The organism is Pseudoduganella rivuli (assembly GCF_009674485.1).
Taxonomy (GTDB): Bacteria; Pseudomonadota; Gammaproteobacteria; order Burkholderiales; family Burkholderiaceae_D; genus Rugamonas; species Rugamonas rivuli_B.
The window spans coordinates 17,305-37,555 of sequence record NZ_WKJJ01000035.1; the positions used below are offsets into that span (position 1 = coordinate 17,305).

Below are 20,251 nucleotides of genomic sequence, written 5' to 3' on the forward strand. Positions count from 1 at the left end.
GGGCTGCGGCGGATTTATTGCTTGTTCTGATTATTCTGTTCGCCCTGTCGCTGGCTGCCGCCGTGCTGGCTGGCTGGCTGGCTCGATTGCGCGCCCAGGCTGTCGGCGCTGGCCTGGTTGCCGGCGGTATTCTGGCTGGCGCCACTGGCCGATGCGGTCCGTGCGCTCTGGCTGTTCTTATGGCTCATGCTGCCGGCGCGGCGCGCCTCTTCCGGCGTGAATTCATGCGCCGTGCCTTTCTGGTGGGCGGCGCGGCCGCCCTGTGCTGCAATTTCCCGCTGTCGTGCAGGGTCCATCGATGCAAAGCCGCGGTTGCTGGTATCACCGCTCTGCTTGTTGCCTGACTTATTGTCTGACTTATTGCCGGATTGATTCCCGGCCTGGTTCCCTGACGCCGCCTCGCGTCTGCCTGCATTGTTGTCGCCTTGTTTCGATGATGCCATCACATTCTCCTCTGTTTCGTTGTACTACATTGTGGAACCCTGACTAAGCTGTCAGTAAAGCCCTTACAGGGGCGATTTCATGGTAGATCAACGCTGTTGAGGAAGACATAGGACTCATGCAGCAGGCAATGTAGGAGCAGTCCTACGATGAGTGACTATCTTTTTCTTACGTACCGGATGTAATTTTTCCTACAGAAAAAACTGCATCACCAGCGACAACAAACACGCGGTCGCCGCCGGCCAGTCGCATGGCGTGGCCACCCGTGAAGGCGCCAAATGCAGGCAAGACCGTTCGCTGCACCCCGGCAGCAAAACAGGGCAAGCGCAACGCATCGCGCCCGTCGGACAAGCGGTACACCGGGTGGATATGGCCGGCGATCACGTGGCCGGTTCCGGCCGGGAAATCCGGGTGGTGGCAAAACGCGAACGGCGCCACGTGGTAGGGCTCATCGACGATATCGAGCGCCAGTTGCGCGGCCGGATCGCCCGCGTGACGGTCATGGTTGCCGCGCACCACCGTGACGCGCAAACCCGCATGGCGCGCGCGCCATGCCAGCAAGGCGTCGGTGGCGGCATGGGCCGCCTGCGCATGCAGGAAGTCGCCGAGGAAGATCAGGTGCGCCACGTCCACCGCGGCCAGCGCCGCGTCGAGCGCCGCCAGGTTTTCCTGCGTCGTCCCGTGCGGCACCGGCACGCCGTGGGCGCGGAAGGCGGCGGCCTTGCCGAAGTGGATGTCGGCCACCGCCAGCAGGCGCTCGCGCGGCCAGTACAGCGCCTTGTGCGGCAACAGTTGCACCCGCTCTCCACTGAGCTCGGTTTCGTGCACGCTCATGCGTCCTGCTCCGGTCGCGCGGCGTGTTCCAGTTCGCGCAACATGCGTGCCACCCGGTCCGCCAGTTTTTCCGTGCTGAGTTTTTCGCGGAAGCGTTCCACCATCAGTGCAAAGCCGAACGGCGTGGCGCGCTTCACGGCGTGAAAGGCGATGGCGCGCCGCTGCAATTCCTGCAAGGTGGCGCGCAACCGGCCCAGCTCCAGTTCCTGTTCCAGCACTTCGCGCTGCGCCTGCGTCAGCAGCAGGTTGCCCGCATCGTGCTTGCGGAACACGTCGAAGAACAGCGACGACGACGCCTGCAACTGGCGCGCGCTTTTGTGCCCGCCCGGATAGCCCTGGAACACCAGTCCGGCGATGCGGGCGATGTCGCGGAAGCGGCGCTGCGACAACTCCGCCGCATTCAGGCTGGCCAGCACATGTTCCAGCAAGTGGCCGTCATCGAACAGCGGCGCGCCCGGCCAGTCGAATGCTTCGGGCGCCAGCAACTCCAGTCCGTAATCGTTGACCGAAATGGAAAACGTGGCGGGCTGCGCCTGCGCCAGGCGCCACGCCAGCAATGACGCCAGTCCCGTATGCACGGCGCGCCCGGCAAACGGATAGAGAAACAGATGGTGGCCTTCGCGCGAGCGCAGGCTCTCCACCACCGTCACATCCGGCCCCGGCAACGCGGACCAGCGCTGCTGCACGTCCAGCAAGGGACGCACCGCCAGCATTTCCGGACCGTCGAACACGCCATGCGCTGCGCGCTGCAATTGCGCCAGCACGGCGTGCGCCAGTTCCGACGACAGCGGCATGCGTCCGCCCTGCCAGCGCGGCACCGCCCCCTTGGCGCCCTGCGCGCGCCGCACATAGGCCGTCATTTCATGCACGCGCACGAATTCCAGCACGCGGCCGCCGAACAGGAAATGGTCGCCCGGTTTCAGGCGCGCGATGAAAGCTTCCTCCACGGTGCCGAGGCGCGCGCCGCGCAGGAATTGCACGTGCATGCTGGCGTCCGCGACGATGGTGCCGATGTTCATGCGGTGGCGGCGCGCAATGGCGGCGTCGCGCACCCGCCAGACCCCCTGTTCGTCCGGCTGCACCCGATGGTATTCCGGATACGCCGTCAGGCTCTGGCCGCCGCGCGCCACGAAGTCCAGCGCCCACTGCCATTCGTCGTCCTGCAAATGGCGGTACGACCACGCGCCGCGCACTTCCGTTTTCAACGCGTCCGGCATGAAACCGCCGCCGGCCGCGATGGTGACCAGGTGCTGCACCAGCACATCGAGCGGCTTGTCCGGCGCCATGCGCGCTTCAACGCGGCGTTCCTTGACGGCCTGCTTTGCCGCCGCCGCTTCCAGCAATTCCAGGCTATGCGTGGGCACCAGCGTCACGCGCGATACGCGCCCCGGCGCGTGGCCGGAGCGCCCGGCCCGCTGCAGCAGGCGCGCCACGCCTTTCGCGCTACCCACTTGCAGTACGCGCTCAACCGGCAGGAAATCCACGCCCAGGTCCAGGCTGGAGGTGCAGACGACCGCCTTCAACCTGCCATCCTTCAGCCCCTGCTCGACCCACTCGCGCACGGCCTTGTCCAGCGACCCGTGGTGCAGCGCCAACATTCCGGCCCAGTCCGGCCGGGCCAGCAACAGGTTCTGGTACCACAGCTCTGCCTGCGAACGGGTATTGGTGAACACCAGCGTGGCGGCGTGGCCGTCGATTTCCTCCACCACGCGGGGCAGCATCGACAAGCCCAGGTGGCCGGCCCAAGGAAAGCGCGACGGGTGCTGCGGCACCAGCGTATCGACCACGATGTCTTTCGGCGTGGCCCCTTCGACCACGACCGCGTCGCCGGCCGCGCCGCCGGCCAGCACGTGCAATGCGCGCTCCAGGTTGCCCAGGGTGGCGGACAAGCCCCACACGGGCAGGCCGGGCCGCCAGGTGCGCAACCGCGCCAGCGCCAGTTGCACTTGCACGCCCCGCTTGTTCCCCACCAGTTCATGCCATTCATCGACCACCACCAGGTCCAGTTGCGCGCAATGTTCTTGCGCATCGGGGCGGCTCAGCATCAGCGACAGGCTTTCCGGCGTGGTCACCAGCGCTTCCGGCAGGCATTTGGCCTGGCGCGTGCGCTCGGCGGACGACGTGTCGCCGGTGCGCGCGGCAATCGCCCATGCCGGCTGCAGGTCGTCCCCCGCCGCTTGCACGCTGCGCAGGGTGTCGGCCGCCAGCGCCCGCATCGGCGTAATCCACAATACGCGCAAGCCCCGCCGCTGGCGCCGATGCGCATCCTGCTGCGCGCCGCGCAGCATGGCGGCAAACCAGGCGGCATAAGTCTTGCCGGCGCCGGTGGTGGCGTGCAGCAGGCCGGAGCGGCCAGCCAGCACCGCTTGCCATACGTCGCGCTGGAACGGGAAGATGGTCCAGCCGCGCCGGGCGAACCAGTCTTCTGCGGCCGCCAGCGCATCCTCCGCGCGCATGCCGCTCAAGCCGGCCATGCCGCTCTTTCCCGGCGATGGCTTGTGCGCGCCCGTCGGCACCAGCGCCGGCGCGGGAAGCGCCGCCAATGCGGCGGCGGCGGCCTTGCCGCGCAACTGGCGCGCCAGCCGGCTCATGGGGTGGGCTCCAGCAGCGCCTGCAATGTCGCCAGCGTATCGGCATCGTCCACCGTCTTGTCGGTGCGCTGGCGCAGGATGCGGGGAAAGCGCACGGCAATGCCGGACTTGTGGCGCGGCGAACGGGCGATCCCTTCAAAGCCGATTTCAAACACCATGGTCGGCCGCACGCTGCGCACCGGGCCGAAGCGCTCGATCGTCGTGCGCCGTATGGCCTGGTCGACCGCCGCGATTTCCACGTCGGTCAGGCCGGAATACGCTTTCGCGAATGGCACCAGCTGGCGTTCGCCGTTGGCGTCATGCCCCCATACGGCAAACGTGTAGTCCGTGTACAGCGACGCGCGCCGCCCATGCCCGGCCTGGGCATAGACCAGCACCGCATCCACGCTGTACGGATCGATTTTCCACTTCCACCACGTGCCCACGTCGCGCGTGCGGCCGACGCCATAGCGCGCGTCGCGCGCCTTCAGCATCAAGCCTTCGACGCCGCGCGCGCGCGATTGCACGCGCAGCGCGGCCAGCGCTTCCCAGCTGTCGGCCACCACCAGCGGCGACAAGCGCAACGCGGGCGATGCAACTTGCCGGACCACCTGTTCCAGCAGCTCGCGGCGCTGCTGCTGCGGCAACGATCGCACGTCGGCGCCGTCCCGTTCCAGCACGTCGTACGCCACCAGCACGGCGGGAAATTCCGCCAGCAATTTCGCGGAAACCGCCTTGCGCGCGATGCGTTTTTGCAGGTCGGCAAACGGCGCCGGCGCATCCATGCCGTCGCGCCAGACCAGGATTTCCCCGTCGATCACCGTGCCGTCCGGCAGCCGCAGCGCCGCCAGTTCCGGATAGCGGTCCGTGATCAATTCTTCGCCGCGCGACCACAGCCACACCTGTCCATCCCGCGCCACCAGTTGCGCGCGCATGCCGTCATATTTCCATTCCGCTTGCCAGTGCCCGACGGGGCCCAGCGTGGCGGGGTCGCCGGCCAGCGGGTGCGCCAGGAAAAATGGATATGGCTGGCCGCCCCGCTGTGCGTGCTCATCGTCGTGCGGCGCCGCCGTCAACTGGAGGAATGCCGCCCCCGTCGGACGCGCGCGGCCATCGGTCCATCCCATCAGCCGTTGCGCAATGACTTTCGCATCCACGCCGGACAGCGCGGACAGCGCCCGCGTCACCAGCAGGCGCGACACGCCGACGCGGAAGCCGCCGCCGATCAGTTTGACCAGCAGGTAGCGCTCGCGGGTTTCCAGTTGATCCAAATAGTCGAACAGCGCGGCGCGGATGGTTTCCGGCGCGGCGCCCCGCAGTGGCGCGATGCGCTGCTCGACCCACTCGGCCAGGCCCGCGTCGCTGCGCGCGCGGGGCGCGGGCAACACCAGCGCAATGGTTTCCGCCAGGTCGCCGACCGCGTGGTAGCACTCGTCGAACAGCCATGTATCGAGGCCCGCGCATTCGGTCGCATACTGGCGCAGCAATTTGACGGGGACTGCCTGGCGCGGCTTGCCGCCGGCGAGGAAATATACGGCCCATGCGGCGTTGTCCGGCGCCGCGTTGCGGAAGTATGCTTGCAGCGCGTCCAGCTTGCGCGCCGTGGACGTGGTGTCGTCCAGTTCCCCGTACAGGCGCGCGAACTCACGCATCGGCGCCCTCTTGCCGGCCGGCGGTCTGCGCGGCGCTTTCCCCGTCGGCACCTTCCTCTTCGGCGCCGTATTCCGTTTCGAAGGCGCCCGCATCGTAGCCGTTCTGGCGCAGCCAGCGCACCATGACGGGCACCGAGCCATGGGTCACGATGATCCGCCCGGCGCCGGTCGCCTTGATCGCCGCCATCAGGCCCGGCCAGTCCGCATGGTCCGACAGCACGAAGCCCCGGTCGACGCCGCGCCGCCGGCGCGCGCCCCGCACCAGCATCCAGCCGCTGGCAAATGCATCGCTGTATTCGCCAAAGCGCCTGATCCACGGCGAGCCCGCCGCCGATGGCGGCGCCAGCACGATGGCGCGCCGCAGTTCGTCGCGCGCCACGTCGGTCACCATCCGGGTAGCCGGCAACGCCACGCCGGCGTCGCGGTAGACGCGGTTCAGCGCTTCCACCGCGCCATGGCAGACAATCGGTCCCTGCGCGGCATCCAGGCCGCTCAGCATGCGCTGCGCCTTGCCGAACGCGTAGCCCAGCAAGACGCTGGCGCGGCCCTGCGCCGCATTGCGCGCCCACCAGGCATTGATGTCGGCGTAAATTTCCTGCTGCGGCACCCAGCGGTAAATCGGCAGGCCGAACGTGGATTCCGTGATGAAGGTGTGGCAGCGCACGGGTTCGAACGGCACGCAGGTGGCGTCCGCTTCGACCTTGTAGTCGCCGGAGGCGACCCACACTTCGCCCCGGTATTCCATGCGGACCTGGGCGGAACCGAGCACGTGGCCGGCCGGGTGCAGCGAGATGCGCACGCCGTTGTGCTCGACCGCGTCGCCATAGGCCAGGCCGTCGGCGGCGATGTCGCCCAGCCGCGCGCGCAGGATGCCCAGGCCCGGTTGTGCAGTCAGGTAATGCGCATGGCCGATACGCGCGTGGTCGGAATGGGCATGGGTAATGATGGCGCGCGCGACGGGGCGCCACGGGTCGATGTAAAAGTCGCCCGGCACGCAATACAGTCCCTCGCTGCGCACCACCACCATATCGCCGCGGCCGCCCATGCGCGCTCCTTATAAAGTTTGCACATACTCGGCGAGGAACGTGCGGGGTTCCTCGCCGGGAAAAGCGATCGTCACCTGGTCCCCCGCCACGGCCAGCACGGTGCCCACGTCGTACTTGGGCACCCGCACCCGGCTGCCCACCTGCACTGCCGGCGGCTGCGGCGCAGGCGATTCGGTCCCCATGTCCGCTTGCATGTTGGCCAATTCGTCTTCATCGAACGCCACTTGCGGCGGCGTGATGCAATTGTCGCAGCAGCCGCAATTGTCCATGCCGTCCTCGTTGGCGTCAAAATAGTCGAGCAGCAGCTTCCAGCGGCAATAGCCGCTTTGCGCATAGGCCACCATGTGTCCCAGCGCCGCGCGGTCGCGCTCCTGCTTGTCCTGGTATACGCCGGCCAGCCGCGCATAGTGTTCAGCGCTGGACGGGGGCTGGCACGGCAGCCATGCCAGGCTGCGGTTGTGCCGCAACATGCCGCCATCCTTCAACAGTTTCAGGCACACGTGCAGCCGGGATTGCGGCAACTGCGATTCGGCCAGCGCATCGCGCAACGCGGCAAATGCCACGGGCTTCGGCGGCGCGGCGCCGTCGCCGGCCAGCGCGCACACCGACGCATGCACGGCGGCCAGTTCCACCGCATTCGGATAGGCGCGGACCAGGAAAAACTGCTGCAGCCGCTTGTCGTCCTGGAAGTACAGCAACGTGCAATCGGCCGGTTCGCCGTCGCGTCCGGCCCGGCCCGATTCCTGGTAATACGCTTCCAGGCTGGCCGGCACCTGCAAGTGGATCACGAAACGCACGTCCGGCTTGTCGATGCCCATGCCAAAAGCATTGGTCGCCACCATCACGCGCCGCTCACCGCTCATGAACCATTGCTGGTGCAGCTTGCGCTGCGCGGCCGGCAGCCTGCCGTGGTACAGGGCCACGCTTTCGCCGGCCTCCTCCAGCATGGCGTACAGTTGTTCGGCCGCCTTCACCGTCGCGGCATACACGATGCCGGCGCCCGCGCCGGCACGCACCATCTCCAGCGCCTGGGCCAGTTTTTCGCCGCCGTTGGTGCTCTGTAAAACACGGTAATAGAGGTTGGCGCGGTACATGCCCGTATTGATGACCCTCAGGTCATCGATGCCCAGTTGCTGGCCGATATCGGCCACCACGTCGTCCGTTGCGGTGGCGGTCAGCGCCAGCACGGGTGGACGGCCCAGCGCGGCAACGGCGGCCCCGATGGCCAGGTAGGCGGGGCGGAAATCGTGGCCCCATTGGGAAATGCAGTGCGCTTCATCGATGACCACCAGCGACACGGACGATGCGCGCAGCAGTTCCAGGAACTCTTCCGTAGCCAGCCGCTCCGGCGTGCAGAACACGATATCGCTGGCGCGGCTGCGGATGCCGGCCAGCGCTTCCAGCTCCTCCGCACGGGGCAGGCTGCTGTTCACTTGCGCGGCGCGGATGCCCAGTTCCTCGAGTTTGTCGAGCTGGTCTTGCATCAGCGAGATCAGCGGCGACACCACCACCGTGGTGCCCGGCAACAGCGATGCGGGGATCTGGTAACACAGCGATTTGCCGCCGCCGGTCGGCATGATGGCCAGTGTATTGCATCCGGCCAGCACGGAATCGATGACTTGCCGCTGGCCCGGGCGCAATGAACCCACGCCGAATACGCGGCGCAGCAAATCGTTGATGAGCACAGCGCGCGTATTGCCAGTCTTGCGCGCGCCGTGCATCGGATGAACTCCAGCCTGGGCCATGGCGCCTCCGCAGCGATAACAGCCAACAGCATAACCGCCGCCCTCCCCGTCCCCTATAGGACTGCGGCTGGCAAGCGCGTAGGAGTCAGGAGTTGTCCAGCGCCGCCTTCAAGTCCATCAAGTCGTACGGCTTGCGCAAGACTGTCGCATGCAGGCCGGCCTGGTCGAGCGCATCCTTGCCATAGCCGGTGGAGAAGATCACGCGCACCGCCCGGCCGGATTCGCGCACGCGGCGCGCCAGGTCGATACCGGAAATGCCGGGCAGGCTGATGTCGGTGAACAGGACATCGACGTCATGTTCCTGCAGCAATTGCCATGCTTCCTCGCCATTGCACACGCCGTTCACGGTATGGCCCAGCATGCCGATCAATTCGCACACCATGGCCTGCGAGTCGGCATTGTCTTCCACCACCAGCACGCGCAGCGACTTGTCGTCGATGGGCGGCTGCGGCGGCAGCAAGCCCACCGCCGCTTCCAGCTGGCGCTGGCGCGCCGCGATTTCCTGCTCGCGGTTATTGAACACGTGGCGCAGCTTGCGCGCCAGGTCTTCGCGCCGGTATGGCTTGCTCAGCAATTCCAGCCCCGCGTCCAGGCGGCCGCCGTGCACGATGGCGTTTTGCGGATAGCCGGACGTAAACAGCACGGCGATATCGGGCTGCATTTCGCGCGCCGCCACCGCCAGCTCCGGGCTGCGCAAGGCGCCCGGCATCACCACGTCGGTAAACAGCAAGTCGACATGCTGGCGCTTCAGCAATTCCATCGCATCGGCGCCGTTTTCCGCCGACAGTACGCGGTAGCCCAGCGCCGCCAGCATATCGAGCACGACGGCGCGCACGCCCGCATCGTCTTCCACCACCAGGATGGTTTCCGAGCCGCCCAGCTCCTGTTCGCGCCCTTCCCGCACCGGCTGGTGCGATTCCTCGCTGTGGCTGCGCGGCAAATATATCTTGATGCTGGTGCCCTGCCCGACTTCGCTGTGGATCTTGATGTGCCCCCGGCTCTGCTTGACGAAGCCATAGGCCATCGACAGGCCCAGGCCCGTCCCTTCCCCCTCACGCTTGGTGGTGAAGAACGGTTCAAAGGCGCGCTGCAACACTTCGGGCGTCATGCCGGAACCCGTGTCCGTCACGGACAGCATCACGTACTGGCCGGAAGGCACATCGAGCAAATTGTTGACGTAATACTCGTCCAGCACCGTGTTGCCGACCTCGATGGTCAGGCGTCCCGCGCCCTGCATGGCGTCGCGCGCATTGATGGCCAGGTTCAGGATCACGTTTTCAATCTGGCCCGGATCGACCAGCGTATTCCACAAGCCGCTGCCGACCACGGTGACGATCTCGATGGCTTCGCCCAGCGTGCGGCGCAACAGGTCGTCCATGCGGCTGACCAGGCGGCCCAGGTCCGATACCACCGGCTGCAACGGCTGGCGCCGCGCAAAGGCCAGCAATTGCGACGACAGGCGCGCACCGCGCTCGACGGCGGCAATGGCCATGTCGAGCCGCTTGCGCGCCATGACGTCGCCGCCCGCCTGCAATTGCAGCAGGTGCAAATTGCCGGAAATAATTTGCAGCACATTGTTGAAATCGTGCGCGACGCCCCCTGTCAACTGACCCACGGCTTCCATTTTCTGGGATTGGCGCAGCGCTTCTTCCGCCTTGTCGCGCTCGGCGATTTCACGGCCCACGCGCTGTTCCAGCGTATCGTTCAAATCCCGCAGCGCCGCTTCCACGCGGCGCCGTTCCGTGATGTCGGTCTTGACGGCGATCAGCGCCTGCGGCTGGCCCGCCTCGTCGTCCAGCCGGCTCATGCTCGAAGAAATCCACACCCAGTTGCCGTCCGGCTTGAAATACCGTTTTTCCAACGTAAATGGCTGGCCGGTCGCCACCAGCCGCTTGACCAGCGCGCGGTTTTCTTCCAGTTCATCGGGGTGGATGATGTCATCCATGTGCAGGCCCAGCATTTCGTCCTCGGTGCGGCCCAGCATGTGGCACAGCGCACCGTTGACGCGGCGGAAGCGTCCCGTCAAATCCAGTTCCGACAAGCCGACCGACGCCTGGCCGAAGATGGCGGCCAGCCTGTCCTGGCTGGCCCGCAGCGCCTGCTCGGTTTGCTTGCGGCCCGTGATATCGAACGACACGCCGATGTAGCGGCGCGGCTCGCCTGCCCGGGTCACCACTTCGCCTTGCCGCGCCAGCCAGCGCATTTCGCCGGTGTCCGCGCGGCGGATACGGTATTCCGTGTATTCCAGCGGATTGTCGTCACGCATGCGCTGCGGGCCCAGCTTTGCGCGGTCGCGCTCATCAGTCAGGCCAATCAGCATGTCCGCCGTCACCTCCACGCCGGGCGCCAGCCCCCACAGCCGGCGGTACGTGGCCGACACCACCATCCGCCCCGTGTCGGGAAACCATTCGAAACTGCCGATGCCGCCCGCTTCCTGCGCCATGCGCAGGAATTCCTCGGTCACCGAACGGTTGCCATCGTGGCTGCCCAATGTGGCAAACGCCGCCGCGTCCTGGGCGCCGGGCAGCAATGTGGCAACGAACTCTTGTGGAAAAGCGCTCATGGATGCGGCTCCGTGACGGGCCTGCGCGGCGCCTTGAATGTAAACACTGTCCCTTCCTCCTTGCTCGATGCCACCACGATGTCGCCGCCATGGGCGGCAATGAACATGCGGGCCGTGTACAGCCCCAGGCCCAGGCCCTGGCCTGACTTGCGGGCGCCGCCGCGTTGATAGGGTTCAAATATGCTGCCAAGCAATTCCGGCGCGATTTCGCCGCGGTTGGCCACGCTGATGGTGATGCTGTGCGGATCATTGCCATCGACCGTGACGTGCACCGGCGTGTCCGGTTCACCATGGGTCAACGCATTGCCCATCAGGTTGGACAGCACTTGCGACATCATGCCGCTGTCGCAGACGCCGACCGGGTCGCCCGTGGTTTCCACTGTGATGCGCGACGGATGGTCGGGTGTGGCGAATTCATCGGCGAGCAGCCGGCACAGCGCGCCATAGTCCGCATCGGACAGTTCGGGGCGCATATCACCCGAGCGGATGCGGGCCAGGTCCAGCAACTGGTCGACCATGTGCGCCATGCGCTTGGCGCTGCTCTGGATGCGCTGGGCCGTGACCGCCACTTTCGGGTGGTCCGTCATCATCGGCAACAGCATGGCGCCATTCATCACAACCGACAGCGGCGTGCGCAAGTCATGCCCCAGCACGGCGGTAAACAATTCATTGAGGTGCAGCGAACGCTTCAGTTCTTCCAGCTGCGCGGACAATTGCCGCTTTTGCTGGTGCAGTTCGACAAACACGTTGACCTTGTTGACCAGCACCTGGCCGTCGAACGGCTTGAACAGGAAGTCCACGGCGCCCGCTTCATAGCCACGGAACGTATACGCCTGGTCGCGCGCGGCGGCCGTCAGGAAAATCAGTGGTATCGCGCGGGTCCGTTCACTTCCCCGCATCAGCTCGGCCAACTCGAAGCCGTTCATGTCCGGCATTTGCACGTCGATCAGCGCCAGCGCCACATCGTGCTCCAGCAACAATTCCAGCGCTTGCGCGCCGGACGACGCGGCCAGCAGGGTAACGTCCGGGCGCGTCAACAGCGCCGCGACAGCGGTCAGATTTTGCTCGACATCGTCGACTACCAGGATATTGATTGGTGCATTCACGGTGGCATTCTGTTAAGTGGCACAGCCTGCTCGATACTACCAAGTTTGCGCAGGCGCTCGCGCATGGTTGCCAATATTTTCTTTTGCACAACCTTATTTGCCATTATGCCACTTCTTTGTAACCGCCGCGTACAGGCGCGTTCCAACCGTGCGGCACGTGCGCACGGTTGGAGAATACGAAGAAAATCAATGGAACAGAGGGAGGATCAGACCAGCAGCGCGCTGCTCATCGACTTGGCTTCTTCGTTCGACTCAAACAGGATATCGTCGATGGCGCTGTTGCCCTTGAGGTAGGCATCGACTGCGGCCGTGCGGCCCAGCACGGCGTCGTTGCACCAGACCAGCGGCGCGCGCTGCGGCGCCAGGCGCTTGGCCAGCAACAGCGTGTCGCGCAAGCCGTGCGGCGGAATCGACATGGCGCCGCCACGCAGCGAGACGATGGCGGCCGCCACCGGCTCCGGCACTTGCAGCTTTTTCAATAACTCGCGCGACAGGATTTCATGGATGGCGCCCATGCGTTCGTCCGGATCGTCCAGCAAGCCCGGCATGGCGTCGGCGCGCGCCAGCAGATAAAAGCCCGCCACTTCGTGCATGATGCCGGCGAACATGGCGGTATCGGGATCGACCTGGGTCAGTTCGCGGCCCAGTACATGGGCCAGCGCCGCCACCGACGCGCAGTGACGCCACAATTGTTCGGCCTGGGCGCGCAGTTGCGCATCGCGGATGCGCGCGCCGAACTGGCGCACCACCATGGCGGACGCCAGCGAATACAAATTACGGTAACCGACCCGCATCACGGCGGCGCGCGCACTGGTCACTTGCGGGCCGCCATTGCGGGTGAACACGGCGGAATTGGCCAGAGCGACGGCGCGGGCCGCCAGCACCGGTTCGGCCAGCACCTTGCGGATGGCGTCTTCGACATGGCAATCGGGATCCGCCAGCGCCTGCTGCAACTGGAGCGCCGCATTCACGCTGGTGGGAAATGCCAGCTGGCCGGTGCGCGCCTCGGCCACAACCTGAGCGTAATCTCTGAGTTTTTCCATTCATTGATTATAGCGTGCGGCATAACCACTCATAGGGCGTGAAAGCGACGAATTGTTACATGGCAGCATTTTTTGTTGCAATACGGATTCCCGGCATGGTGTGGGCAAGATTGCACCCATGCTATATTTTCCCTATGAGAGCCTCTGTTGCCGCCCTGCTCGTACTGTTGTTTAACTGTTGCGCAGTTGCACATGCGGAAGTGGTGAATGTGTATACCAGCGCCAACTTCGCGCCGCTGGTGATCAACCATGCCCGTGGCATCTATGTCGACCTGGTCGAACACTTGAACCAGCAGCGCTTGGGCGACCTGACGTTTAAACTGACTTATCTGCCCCGCAAGCGGCTGCAAATGAAACTGGAACAAGGCAGCATGGACGGCATCGTGATCGGCATGATGCCGCAATGGCTTGATGATGTCGGGCAAAAGAAATACCTGTGGACCGCGCCGTTTGCCGTCGACCGCTTTGTGCTGGTATCGCGCACCGGTTCCGGCATTGACCCGAATGCCGCCGTTTCCGTGTCGGGCCGCTCGATCGGGCTGGTGCTGGGTTATGTGTATCCCGGCATCGACGAGTGGATCGCGCGCTACGGCCTGGTGCGCAACGATGCGTTAAGCGAAGACATCAACCTGGAAAAGCTGCGGCTGGGCCGCGTCGATTGCGTGGCCGTGGCGGAATCCGTGGCCCGTTATTACCTGAAAACCCATGCGCTGTCAGATCAATTCCAGCTGGCCGACTTGCCCGGCCAGCAAACGGAACGCCGTTTCCTGATTCCCCATTCCAAGGCCGCTGTGTACGACAAGCTTGCGCCCGTCATCCGCAGGCTGAAGGATGACCCCGTGTGGCAGCGCAGCGCCAGCAAGTACCAGTAGACATATGACACCTTTGTCCAAGTTACAGTAAAAACCAAGGCAAGCGATTGCCATCCCTCTTCTGATAACGCCAATAGGTGACTTCTGACCGAGGGACCTCTAGCACCATATTCTCAAGATCTCGAACAATAAACGTATCGTTCGTCTTAAGTATCAAGAAAATCTCTTTCGAAGATTCTAAGCGTTTTTGCAACGCTAAATCTTTCGTTTCCAGTACTATCGGCAAATCTCCACCATATCCAACATTACGCAACAGGCTTGCATACTCAAACGGTTGCATCATCAGAGCAATTGCCCCGATAAAGTATGCCACTACCAACAAAGCAGCAGAAATCCAAGTTGATGCAGGAATTAATATAGCAGAAAACACTATAATAAAATATGGAATAGTGAGAACTTTCGCCCATTTTTCTCCAGTTACATCCTTCCAAATAATTTCCTTTTCCGATATTGAGAACAGGAAAAGCATTAATGCCGCAACCACCAGGCTGGCCAACAATACTATAAACCAGCGTTTCTTAAGGGATAGTTTTCTAGGATCCCACTGAACTATTTCTCGATTTATAAAAGCATCATCTCCAAACCATAAACGTAAGCTCTTCTTTAATCTTTCACTCCATATTATGGGAAGAAGAAAAAACCGCAGCACAAGATAGGTAACACTAAATACAACTGCCGCACCAAAAAGCAAAAAAATGCTACCGATGGACACCATTGCACTCAAATATGGAACACCTTCAAAGGGAACTCTCACGCCAAACTTAAACGCATACCTATATGTTGCATATTCACTTATCAACCCTAGCGCATGCGCACTAAGCAAAGTTACCAATGCTGTAATAATTAATTTTAATGGAAAGCCCCAGGGAATAAAGCCCTTCACTTTTTCAAATCGAAACATTATCTCACTCATACTCACAAGTAAAAAAAACGACAAATGCCCGCGTCCAGGGCTGACGGATTGACCAACAACCAGCGGGAAGGCGCGAAGTGGTCGAAGTTCGCGACCTCCGGCAGCATCCCCCATGAGGATAGCTTTCGATCAATGTCAACTGACCAAGAGGTTCTCAGCATGCCCCGCCCCCGCATTGCTCGCGAAGTTGCGCCCATAACGCCGCTTTTCATTGCGTTTTGCAAGCGTCTGAGAAGAGCAACAGGGTGGGCCATAAAGTAGAGAAATCGCAATAAATAATCCTAAGAAACGGATTTCAGTTTAATAATTATCAATCAATAGTCAAATTTCTAGCGTGTTCCTACGTCGGCCGGGATCGAGGTCGAGCGCTCCTTTCCGATCCGTAAAGCGAGCAAAAACGCGTCAAGATCCCTTGAAATCCACCCTGAGAAAGTATGCAAAAAAGCTGCCCCGCAGGGATGATCGCCGGACTTGTCCGTGAAAACCTCTTAGCCGCATGAAGGAGCCAGCATGAGCGCCAACCTGAACGCCAACGAATACGCGCAGCATAAGAAACAGATTCAAGAGGATCTCGACAAAAGAATCGCGAAATATCGAGCTCGGACTGGCGCTCAAAAAATGATGCTGAAGGAAGCCACTCTCGCTGGCCCCAAGCCGCTCAACCTGCTGGCGCAGGGAGACAGTTGGTTTGACTATCCCCTTCCTCCGTTGTCCCATAGCGATATCATCGCCCACCTTGAGGCGATGCCACTCTCCCCAAGTATCCTGAACCTCGCCCACCACGGGGAGGCCGCAGAGGAAATGCTGGGGGTTCAAAAGCTGCGCCGTTTGACCGAGCAGCTCAACGCGCCGCACCTGAACGCTCCCTTCGACGCGATTCTATTTTCCGGCGGCGGCAACGACTTGGTCGGCGATCAATTCCGGCTTTGGCTTAACAACGCGGCGGAGGTGTCATCAGATCCGGCCCAAGGTCTCCGGCCCGCTCGCGTCGATGCGATCTTTGGCATCGTAAAAGCGGCTTATGAGGATTTGATCAGCGCTCGGAATCAGGCCGCGCAAGCGCAAAATCGTCGCATTCCCATTTTCACGCACAGCTACGATTTCGCGATCCCGACGGGCAAAGGTGTTTGCGGCGCCGGCCCGTGGCTCAAGCCCAGCCTGGACGATCGTGGCTGGGACAAGGAGACCGGGAAAGCGATTGTCCATCAGTTGTTGGCGCAATTCGCGGACCTGTTGACTCAGCTTCAGAACGCTCATAAGGATTTTTTCCACATCGCCACACAAGGTGCTTTGACCAGCGTGAGCCAATGGGACAATGAGCTTCATCCCACCCCAAAAGGCTTCGCGCTGGTATCGGCCAAGTTCGTCGCGGCTTTGCGGGCCGAGTTCCCCGGACGAATCTAACGTTCTTGCGCGGCTTCGAAATTGCACTATGATCGGAACGCTACGGCTTAGTGGCTAGACGCCCGGCGTTCTCACCGTACCAAGCACTAACCGCTCTGCGGTGTCAGTCACCAAACGGACTACCCGCTCGGGGAAACCTCAATTGGAAGAGAGGGAGCGAATCGCCTGAAGCGCAGTCCAGTCAACAGCCGCGCACTCGGCACTTCTCGCTTGAGAAATCCTTTGCCGCTCAACTGGTTTCGGCGCATGGCTTTCACCAGGAAGTCGGCATCATTCCCGAGCAGCGCAGCCTGACGGCAACACAACATCAGCGTTCTACTGCGGACACGGTAAAATGTCGGCCTTACCGCTGTCATGCAATAACGAACACACCACGATGACCACTGTTCCCGCCGAAATCAACGCCGCCGCCATCAAAGCCAGTCCGACCGAGAAGGTTACGCCAATGATGCAGCAATACCTCCGCATCAAGGCCGAGCATCCCACCATGCTGGTGTTTTACCGCATGGGCGACTTTTACGAGCTGTTCCACGAAGATGCGGAAAAAGCGTCGCGCGTGCTGGGCATTACGCTGACGTCGCGCGGCTCGCAAAACGGCCAGCCGATCAAGATGGCGGGCGTGCCGTTCCACTCGCTGGAAGGCTACCTGGCCAAGCTGGTGAAAATCGGCGAATCGTGCGCGATTTGCGAGCAGATCGGCGATCCGGCCACCAGCAAGGGGCCGGTCGAGCGCAAGGTGATGCGCGTCGTGACGCCCGGCACCTTGACCGACGCGGACCTGTTGCCGGAAAAAGCGGAGCGCCCGCTGCTGGCGATGTGCGTGATCAGCCAGCGCAAGGTGGCGACGGCGGGCCTGGCCTGGCTGTCGCTGGCCAGCGGCGCGCTGAAACTGATGGAATTTTCCGGCGATGCACGCACGGTGTCGATGCGGCTCCAACAGGAACTGGAACGCATCGCCCCGGCGGAAATCCTGCGCGGCGATGAAGCGGAATTGTTCGACGAATCGTCTGAAAACCGGGCGCCGTCGTGCCACGTGAACCGCGTGCCGGACTGGCACTTCGACGTGGTGTCGGGCCACAAGGCGCTGATGGAACAGTTGAGCGTCTCGACCTTGACCGGCTTTGGCGCCGACGGCCTGGGCGCGGCCTTCGGTTCGGCCGGCGCGCTGCTGCGCTATGCGCAGTCGACCCAGGGCAAGGGGCTGCAGCACGTCAATTCCATCACGGTGGAAACCGAATCGGAATTCATCGGCCTCGACGCCGCCACGCGCCGCAACCTGGAATTGACGGAAACCATCCGTGGCCAGGAATCGCCCACCTTGTTCTCGCTGCTGGACCATTGCCGCACCGCGATGGGTTCGCGCCTGCTGCGCTACTGGCTGCACCATGCGAAACGCGAACAGCGCGTGGCGCGCTCGCGCCACCAGTCGATTGCCGCGCTGGCGCAGGCCGACGTGACGGGTTCGCTGTCGCACGTGCTGGCGCAAGTGCCGGATATCGAACGCATCACCACCCGCATCGCCCTGCTGTCGGCCCGTCCGCGCGACCTGGCCAGCCTGCGCGACGGCTTGCAGCAATTGCCGGCGCTGCGTCAACTGGCCCAGCGCGCCGTGCACCCGGACCATGGCGCCGACGGCGCCGAGCTGCTGGGTTCCCTGGCAACCGCGCTGGCCACGCCGGAGCAATGCCTGGACTTGCTGGTGCGCGCCGTGATGCCGGAGCCAAGCACCCTGGTGCGCGACGGCGGCGTGATTGCGCGCGGCTTCGATGCGGAACTCGATGAATTGCGCGGCCTGTCGGAAAACGCGGGCCAGTACCTGGTGGACCTGGAAACCCGCGAACGGGCCCGCACCGGCATTGCCAACCTGCGCGTGGAATACAACAAGGTGCACGGCTTCTATATCGAAGTCACCAACGGCCAGGCCGACAAGGTGCCGGACGATTACCGCCGCCGCCAGACGCTGAAAAACTGCGAACGCTACATCACGCCGGAACTGAAAGCGTTTGAAGACAAGGCGCTGTCCGCGCAGGACCGCGCGCTGGCCCGTGAAAAAATCCTGTACGACCAGTTGCTGGCCGACCTGGCGCCATCGATCGGCACCCTGCAGGGCATCGCCCAGGCGCTGGCGCAGCTCGATGCGCTGACCGCGTTGACCGACCACGCGCTGCGCAACAACTGGTGCGCGCCGCAACTGGTGGCGGAACCGTGCATCAATATCGTCGAAGGCCGCCACCCGGTGGTGGAAGGCCAGATCGAACGCTTCATCGCCAACGATTGCCGCCTGGTCAACGACCGCCGCCTGCTGCTGATTACCGGCCCGAACATGGGCGGTAAATCCACCTTCATGCGTCAGGTGGCGCTGATTACGCTGCTGGCCTATGTCGGCAGCTATGTGCCCGCGACCAGCGCCACGATCGGCCCGATCGACCGCGTGTTCACCCGCATCGGCGCAACCGACGACCTGGCGGGCGGACGCTCGACCTTCATGGTGGAAATGACGGAAGCGGCGGCCATCCTGAACGGCGCGACGGAACATTCGCTGGTGCTGATGGATGAAATCGGCCGTGGCACGTCGACCTTCGACGGCCTGGCGCTGGCCTGGGCCATTGCGCGCCACTTGATCGACACGTCGCGCAGCTTCACGCTGTTCGCCACCCACTATTTCGAACTCACGCAGTTGCCGGAGAACCATCCGACCGCCGCCAACGTGCACCTGTCCGCCGTCGAACACAAGGATTCCATCGTGTTCCTGCACGCGGTGCAAAGCGGCCCCGCGTCGCAAAGCTACGGCTTGCAGGTGGCGCAACTGGCCGGCGTGCCGCAAGGCGTCATCAAGGCGGCGCGCAAGCACCTGGCGCGGCTGGAAGCGCAGGCGCTCGATGCGCAGCCGCAGATGGACTTGTTTGCCGCGCCGGTGGCCGACGCCAACGACGATGAAGCGCCAGCAGTTACCGCTGCCGCCGCGCCGGCCGACGATCCGGCCCTGCGCGACTTGCTGTCCGCGCTGGACGACCTCGATCCGGATGCGCTGACGCCGCGCGAAGCGCTGGAACGACTGTACCAGTTGAAGAAACTGGCGGAGCCGGCGCTCGCATGATACGGCGCGGCGCGCTTGCTTCGCTGGTGGCGGCGGCCATCCTGGCGTCCGCGCCGGCCACGGCCGCGCTCTCCGCCGACGGCGGTGTGGCGCAGCCTGCGCGTCCGTTCCAGTTCACCGTCATCGGCCATCCTTTCCGCGCCACGTCCGATGAAAACCTGCTGCGGCGATCGATCACGGAAGCCAACCAGGACAAGCCCGCGTTTATCGTCGCCACCGGCATCAAGGCGCAAACGGAAGCGTGCAGCGACCGGTTGTATGCGCAGCGGCGCGACATCCTCGACGGCAGCCCGCGGCCGCTGGTGTTGCTGCCGGCCGGCAGCGACTGGGCAGGCTGCCGCAATTCCGCCGGCCGTTCCAATGCCATCGAGCGCCTGAACCGCGTGCGCGAAGTGTTTTATCCCGACAACCAGTCGCTCGGCGTGCGCCGCATCACGCTGACGCGGCTGTCGGCCAACGTGAAATTCCGCAGCTATGCGGAAAACGCCTACTGGGAACAGGGCGGCGTGCTGTTTGCCACGCTCAATATCCCCGACAACAACAACCACTATTTGCCGGAAGCGGGCCGCAACAGCGAATACGAAGACCGTCTGGTGGCCAACCGCGCGTGGCTGCACCGGCTGTTCCTGATGGCGCAGCGGCGCAACATGGAGGGCCTGGTGTTGTTTACCGACGGCGATATCAAGGCCCACGTGGATGAAGGCTTTTCACTGCTGTCCGGCTTTTCCGCCAAACAGGATGGCTATGCCGCCGTGCGCAAGCAGGTGCGCGCGTTTGCGGAAAAATACCAAGGGAAAGTGCTGCTGGTCGACAGCCAGGGGGAACCGAAAGCGACGCCGGCCATCACTTGGCGCGGCAACCTGGGACGACTGGGGGTGGGAGGCGAATGGGAAACCGTGCGGGTCCAACCCGGCACGGCTTCCCTGTTCAGCCTGAAGGACGCGGACAGTCCTTGATTCAATCCT

Annotated in this window: 14 protein-coding genes; 4 read left to right on the plus strand and 10 right to left on the minus strand. The window is 63.6% G+C overall.

The window, feature by feature from the left end:
• Window positions 1-14 precede the first annotated feature (14 nt).
• From GJ700_RS33105 to GJ700_RS33145, 9 genes are all read right to left on the minus strand, one after another.
• Complete coding sequence (locus GJ700_RS33105; protein WP_371868239.1) at window positions 15-296, minus strand: KGG domain-containing protein; 282 nt, start codon at window positions 294-296, stop codon at window positions 15-17.
• Window positions 297-609: 313 nt separating this feature from the next.
• Window positions 610-1,275: a ligase-associated DNA damage response endonuclease PdeM gene (gene pdeM, locus GJ700_RS33110; protein ID WP_154382184.1), complete on the minus strand. Its 666-nt coding sequence runs from the start codon at window positions 1,273-1,275 to the stop codon at window positions 610-612.
• Window positions 1,272-3,749, minus strand: coding sequence for a ligase-associated DNA damage response DEXH box helicase (locus GJ700_RS33115; RefSeq protein ID WP_229507392.1), 2,478 nt, complete (start codon window positions 3,747-3,749; stop codon window positions 1,272-1,274). The genes pdeM and GJ700_RS33115 overlap by 4 nt, the downstream gene beginning before the upstream one ends.
• Before the next feature lie 113 nt (window positions 3,750-3,862).
• The gene (locus tag GJ700_RS33120; protein ID WP_154382188.1) at window positions 3,863-5,497 is read right to left on the minus strand and encodes an ATP-dependent DNA ligase; all 1,635 of its coding nucleotides are present in this window, start codon (window positions 5,495-5,497) and stop codon (window positions 3,863-3,865) included.
• Complete coding sequence (locus GJ700_RS33125; protein WP_229507389.1) at window positions 5,490-6,542, minus strand: ligase-associated DNA damage response exonuclease; 1,053 nt, start codon at window positions 6,540-6,542, stop codon at window positions 5,490-5,492. The genes GJ700_RS33120 and GJ700_RS33125 overlap by 8 nt, the downstream gene beginning before the upstream one ends.
• Window positions 6,543-6,551: 9 nt before the next feature.
• The gene (locus tag GJ700_RS33130; RefSeq protein ID WP_308700732.1) at window positions 6,552-8,288 is read right to left on the minus strand and encodes a RecQ family ATP-dependent DNA helicase; all 1,737 of its coding nucleotides are present in this window, start codon (window positions 8,286-8,288) and stop codon (window positions 6,552-6,554) included.
• 85 nt (window positions 8,289-8,373) lie between these two features.
• Window positions 8,374-10,851, minus strand: coding sequence for a hybrid sensor histidine kinase/response regulator (locus tag GJ700_RS33135; protein WP_154382190.1), 2,478 nt, complete (start codon window positions 10,849-10,851; stop codon window positions 8,374-8,376).
• Window positions 10,848-11,957 (minus strand): hybrid sensor histidine kinase/response regulator, encoded by a 1,110-nt coding sequence (locus tag GJ700_RS33140; RefSeq protein ID WP_371868240.1) that lies wholly within the window; start codon window positions 11,955-11,957, stop codon window positions 10,848-10,850. The genes GJ700_RS33135 and GJ700_RS33140 overlap by 4 nt, the downstream gene beginning before the upstream one ends.
• A gap of 206 nt (window positions 11,958-12,163) precedes the next feature.
• The gene (locus tag GJ700_RS33145; protein ID WP_154382192.1) at window positions 12,164-13,000 is read right to left on the minus strand and encodes an HDOD domain-containing protein; all 837 of its coding nucleotides are present in this window, start codon (window positions 12,998-13,000) and stop codon (window positions 12,164-12,166) included.
• A gap of 203 nt (window positions 13,001-13,203) precedes the next feature.
• On the opposite strand from GJ700_RS33145, the gene GJ700_RS33150 reads away from it, so the two are divergent.
• The gene (locus GJ700_RS33150) at window positions 13,204-13,872 is read left to right on the plus strand and encodes a substrate-binding periplasmic protein (protein ID WP_371868241.1); all 669 of its coding nucleotides are present in this window, start codon (window positions 13,204-13,206) and stop codon (window positions 13,870-13,872) included.
• Between the two features lie 22 nt (window positions 13,873-13,894).
• On the opposite strand, the gene GJ700_RS33155 is transcribed toward GJ700_RS33150, so the two are convergent.
• Window positions 13,895-14,899 (minus strand): hypothetical protein, encoded by a 1,005-nt coding sequence (locus GJ700_RS33155; protein WP_154382196.1) that lies wholly within the window; start codon window positions 14,897-14,899, stop codon window positions 13,895-13,897.
• 396 nt (window positions 14,900-15,295) lie between these two features.
• Here GJ700_RS33155 and GJ700_RS33160 point away from each other — a divergent pair, with 396 nt between their 5' ends.
• The 3 genes from GJ700_RS33160 to GJ700_RS33170 all read left to right on the plus strand — a co-directional run bounded on the left by GJ700_RS33160 (window position 15,296) and on the right by GJ700_RS33170 (window position 20,242).
• Window positions 15,296-16,189 carry an SGNH/GDSL hydrolase family protein gene (locus GJ700_RS33160; RefSeq protein WP_154382198.1) on the plus strand — a complete coding sequence of 298 codons (894 nt, stop codon included), beginning with the start codon at window positions 15,296-15,298 and terminating at the stop codon, window positions 16,187-16,189.
• Window positions 16,190-16,565: 376 nt separating this feature from the next.
• Window positions 16,566-19,286, plus strand: a complete 2,721-nt coding sequence (gene mutS, locus GJ700_RS33165; protein WP_154382200.1) for a DNA mismatch repair protein MutS — start codon at window positions 16,566-16,568, stop codon at window positions 19,284-19,286.
• Window positions 19,283-20,242, plus strand: a complete 960-nt coding sequence (locus tag GJ700_RS33170; protein WP_229507390.1) for a hypothetical protein — start codon at window positions 19,283-19,285, stop codon at window positions 20,240-20,242. The genes mutS and GJ700_RS33170 overlap by 4 nt, the downstream gene beginning before the upstream one ends.
• The last annotated feature ends 9 nt before the right edge of the window (window positions 20,243-20,251 follow it).

Excerpts from the sequence above, each read along its gene's own strand:
- GJ700_RS33105 (WP_371868239.1), bottom strand. The coding sequence starts at position 296 with ATGGACCCTGCACGACAGCGGGAAATTGCAGCACAGGGCGGCCGCGCC.
- pdeM (WP_154382184.1), bottom strand. The coding sequence starts at position 1,275 with ATGAGCGTGCACGAAACCGAGCTCAGTGGAGAGCGGGTGCAACTGTTG.
- GJ700_RS33115 (WP_229507392.1), bottom strand. The coding sequence starts at position 3,749 with ATGGCCGGCTTGAGCGGCATGCGCGCGGAGGATGCGCTGGCGGCCGCA.
- GJ700_RS33120 (WP_154382188.1), bottom strand. The coding sequence starts at position 5,497 with ATGCGTGAGTTCGCGCGCCTGTACGGGGAACTGGACGACACCACGTCC.
- GJ700_RS33125 (WP_229507389.1), bottom strand. The coding sequence starts at position 6,542 with ATGGGCGGCCGCGGCGATATGGTGGTGGTGCGCAGCGAGGGACTGTAT.
- GJ700_RS33130 (WP_308700732.1), bottom strand. The coding sequence starts at position 8,288 with ATGGCCCAGGCTGGAGTTCATCCGATGCACGGCGCGCGCAAGACTGGC.
- GJ700_RS33135 (WP_154382190.1), bottom strand. The coding sequence starts at position 10,851 with ATGAGCGCTTTTCCACAAGAGTTCGTTGCCACATTGCTGCCCGGCGCC.
- GJ700_RS33145 (WP_154382192.1), bottom strand. The coding sequence starts at position 13,000 with ATGGAAAAACTCAGAGATTACGCTCAGGTTGTGGCCGAGGCGCGCACC.
- GJ700_RS33155 (WP_154382196.1), bottom strand. The coding sequence starts at position 14,899 with ATGGGGGATGCTGCCGGAGGTCGCGAACTTCGACCACTTCGCGCCTTC.
- GJ700_RS33160 (WP_154382198.1), top strand. The coding sequence starts at position 15,296 with ATGAGCGCCAACCTGAACGCCAACGAATACGCGCAGCATAAGAAACAG.
- mutS (WP_154382200.1), top strand. The coding sequence starts at position 16,566 with ATGACCACTGTTCCCGCCGAAATCAACGCCGCCGCCATCAAAGCCAGT.
- GJ700_RS33170 (WP_229507390.1), top strand. The coding sequence starts at position 19,283 with ATGATACGGCGCGGCGCGCTTGCTTCGCTGGTGGCGGCGGCCATCCTG.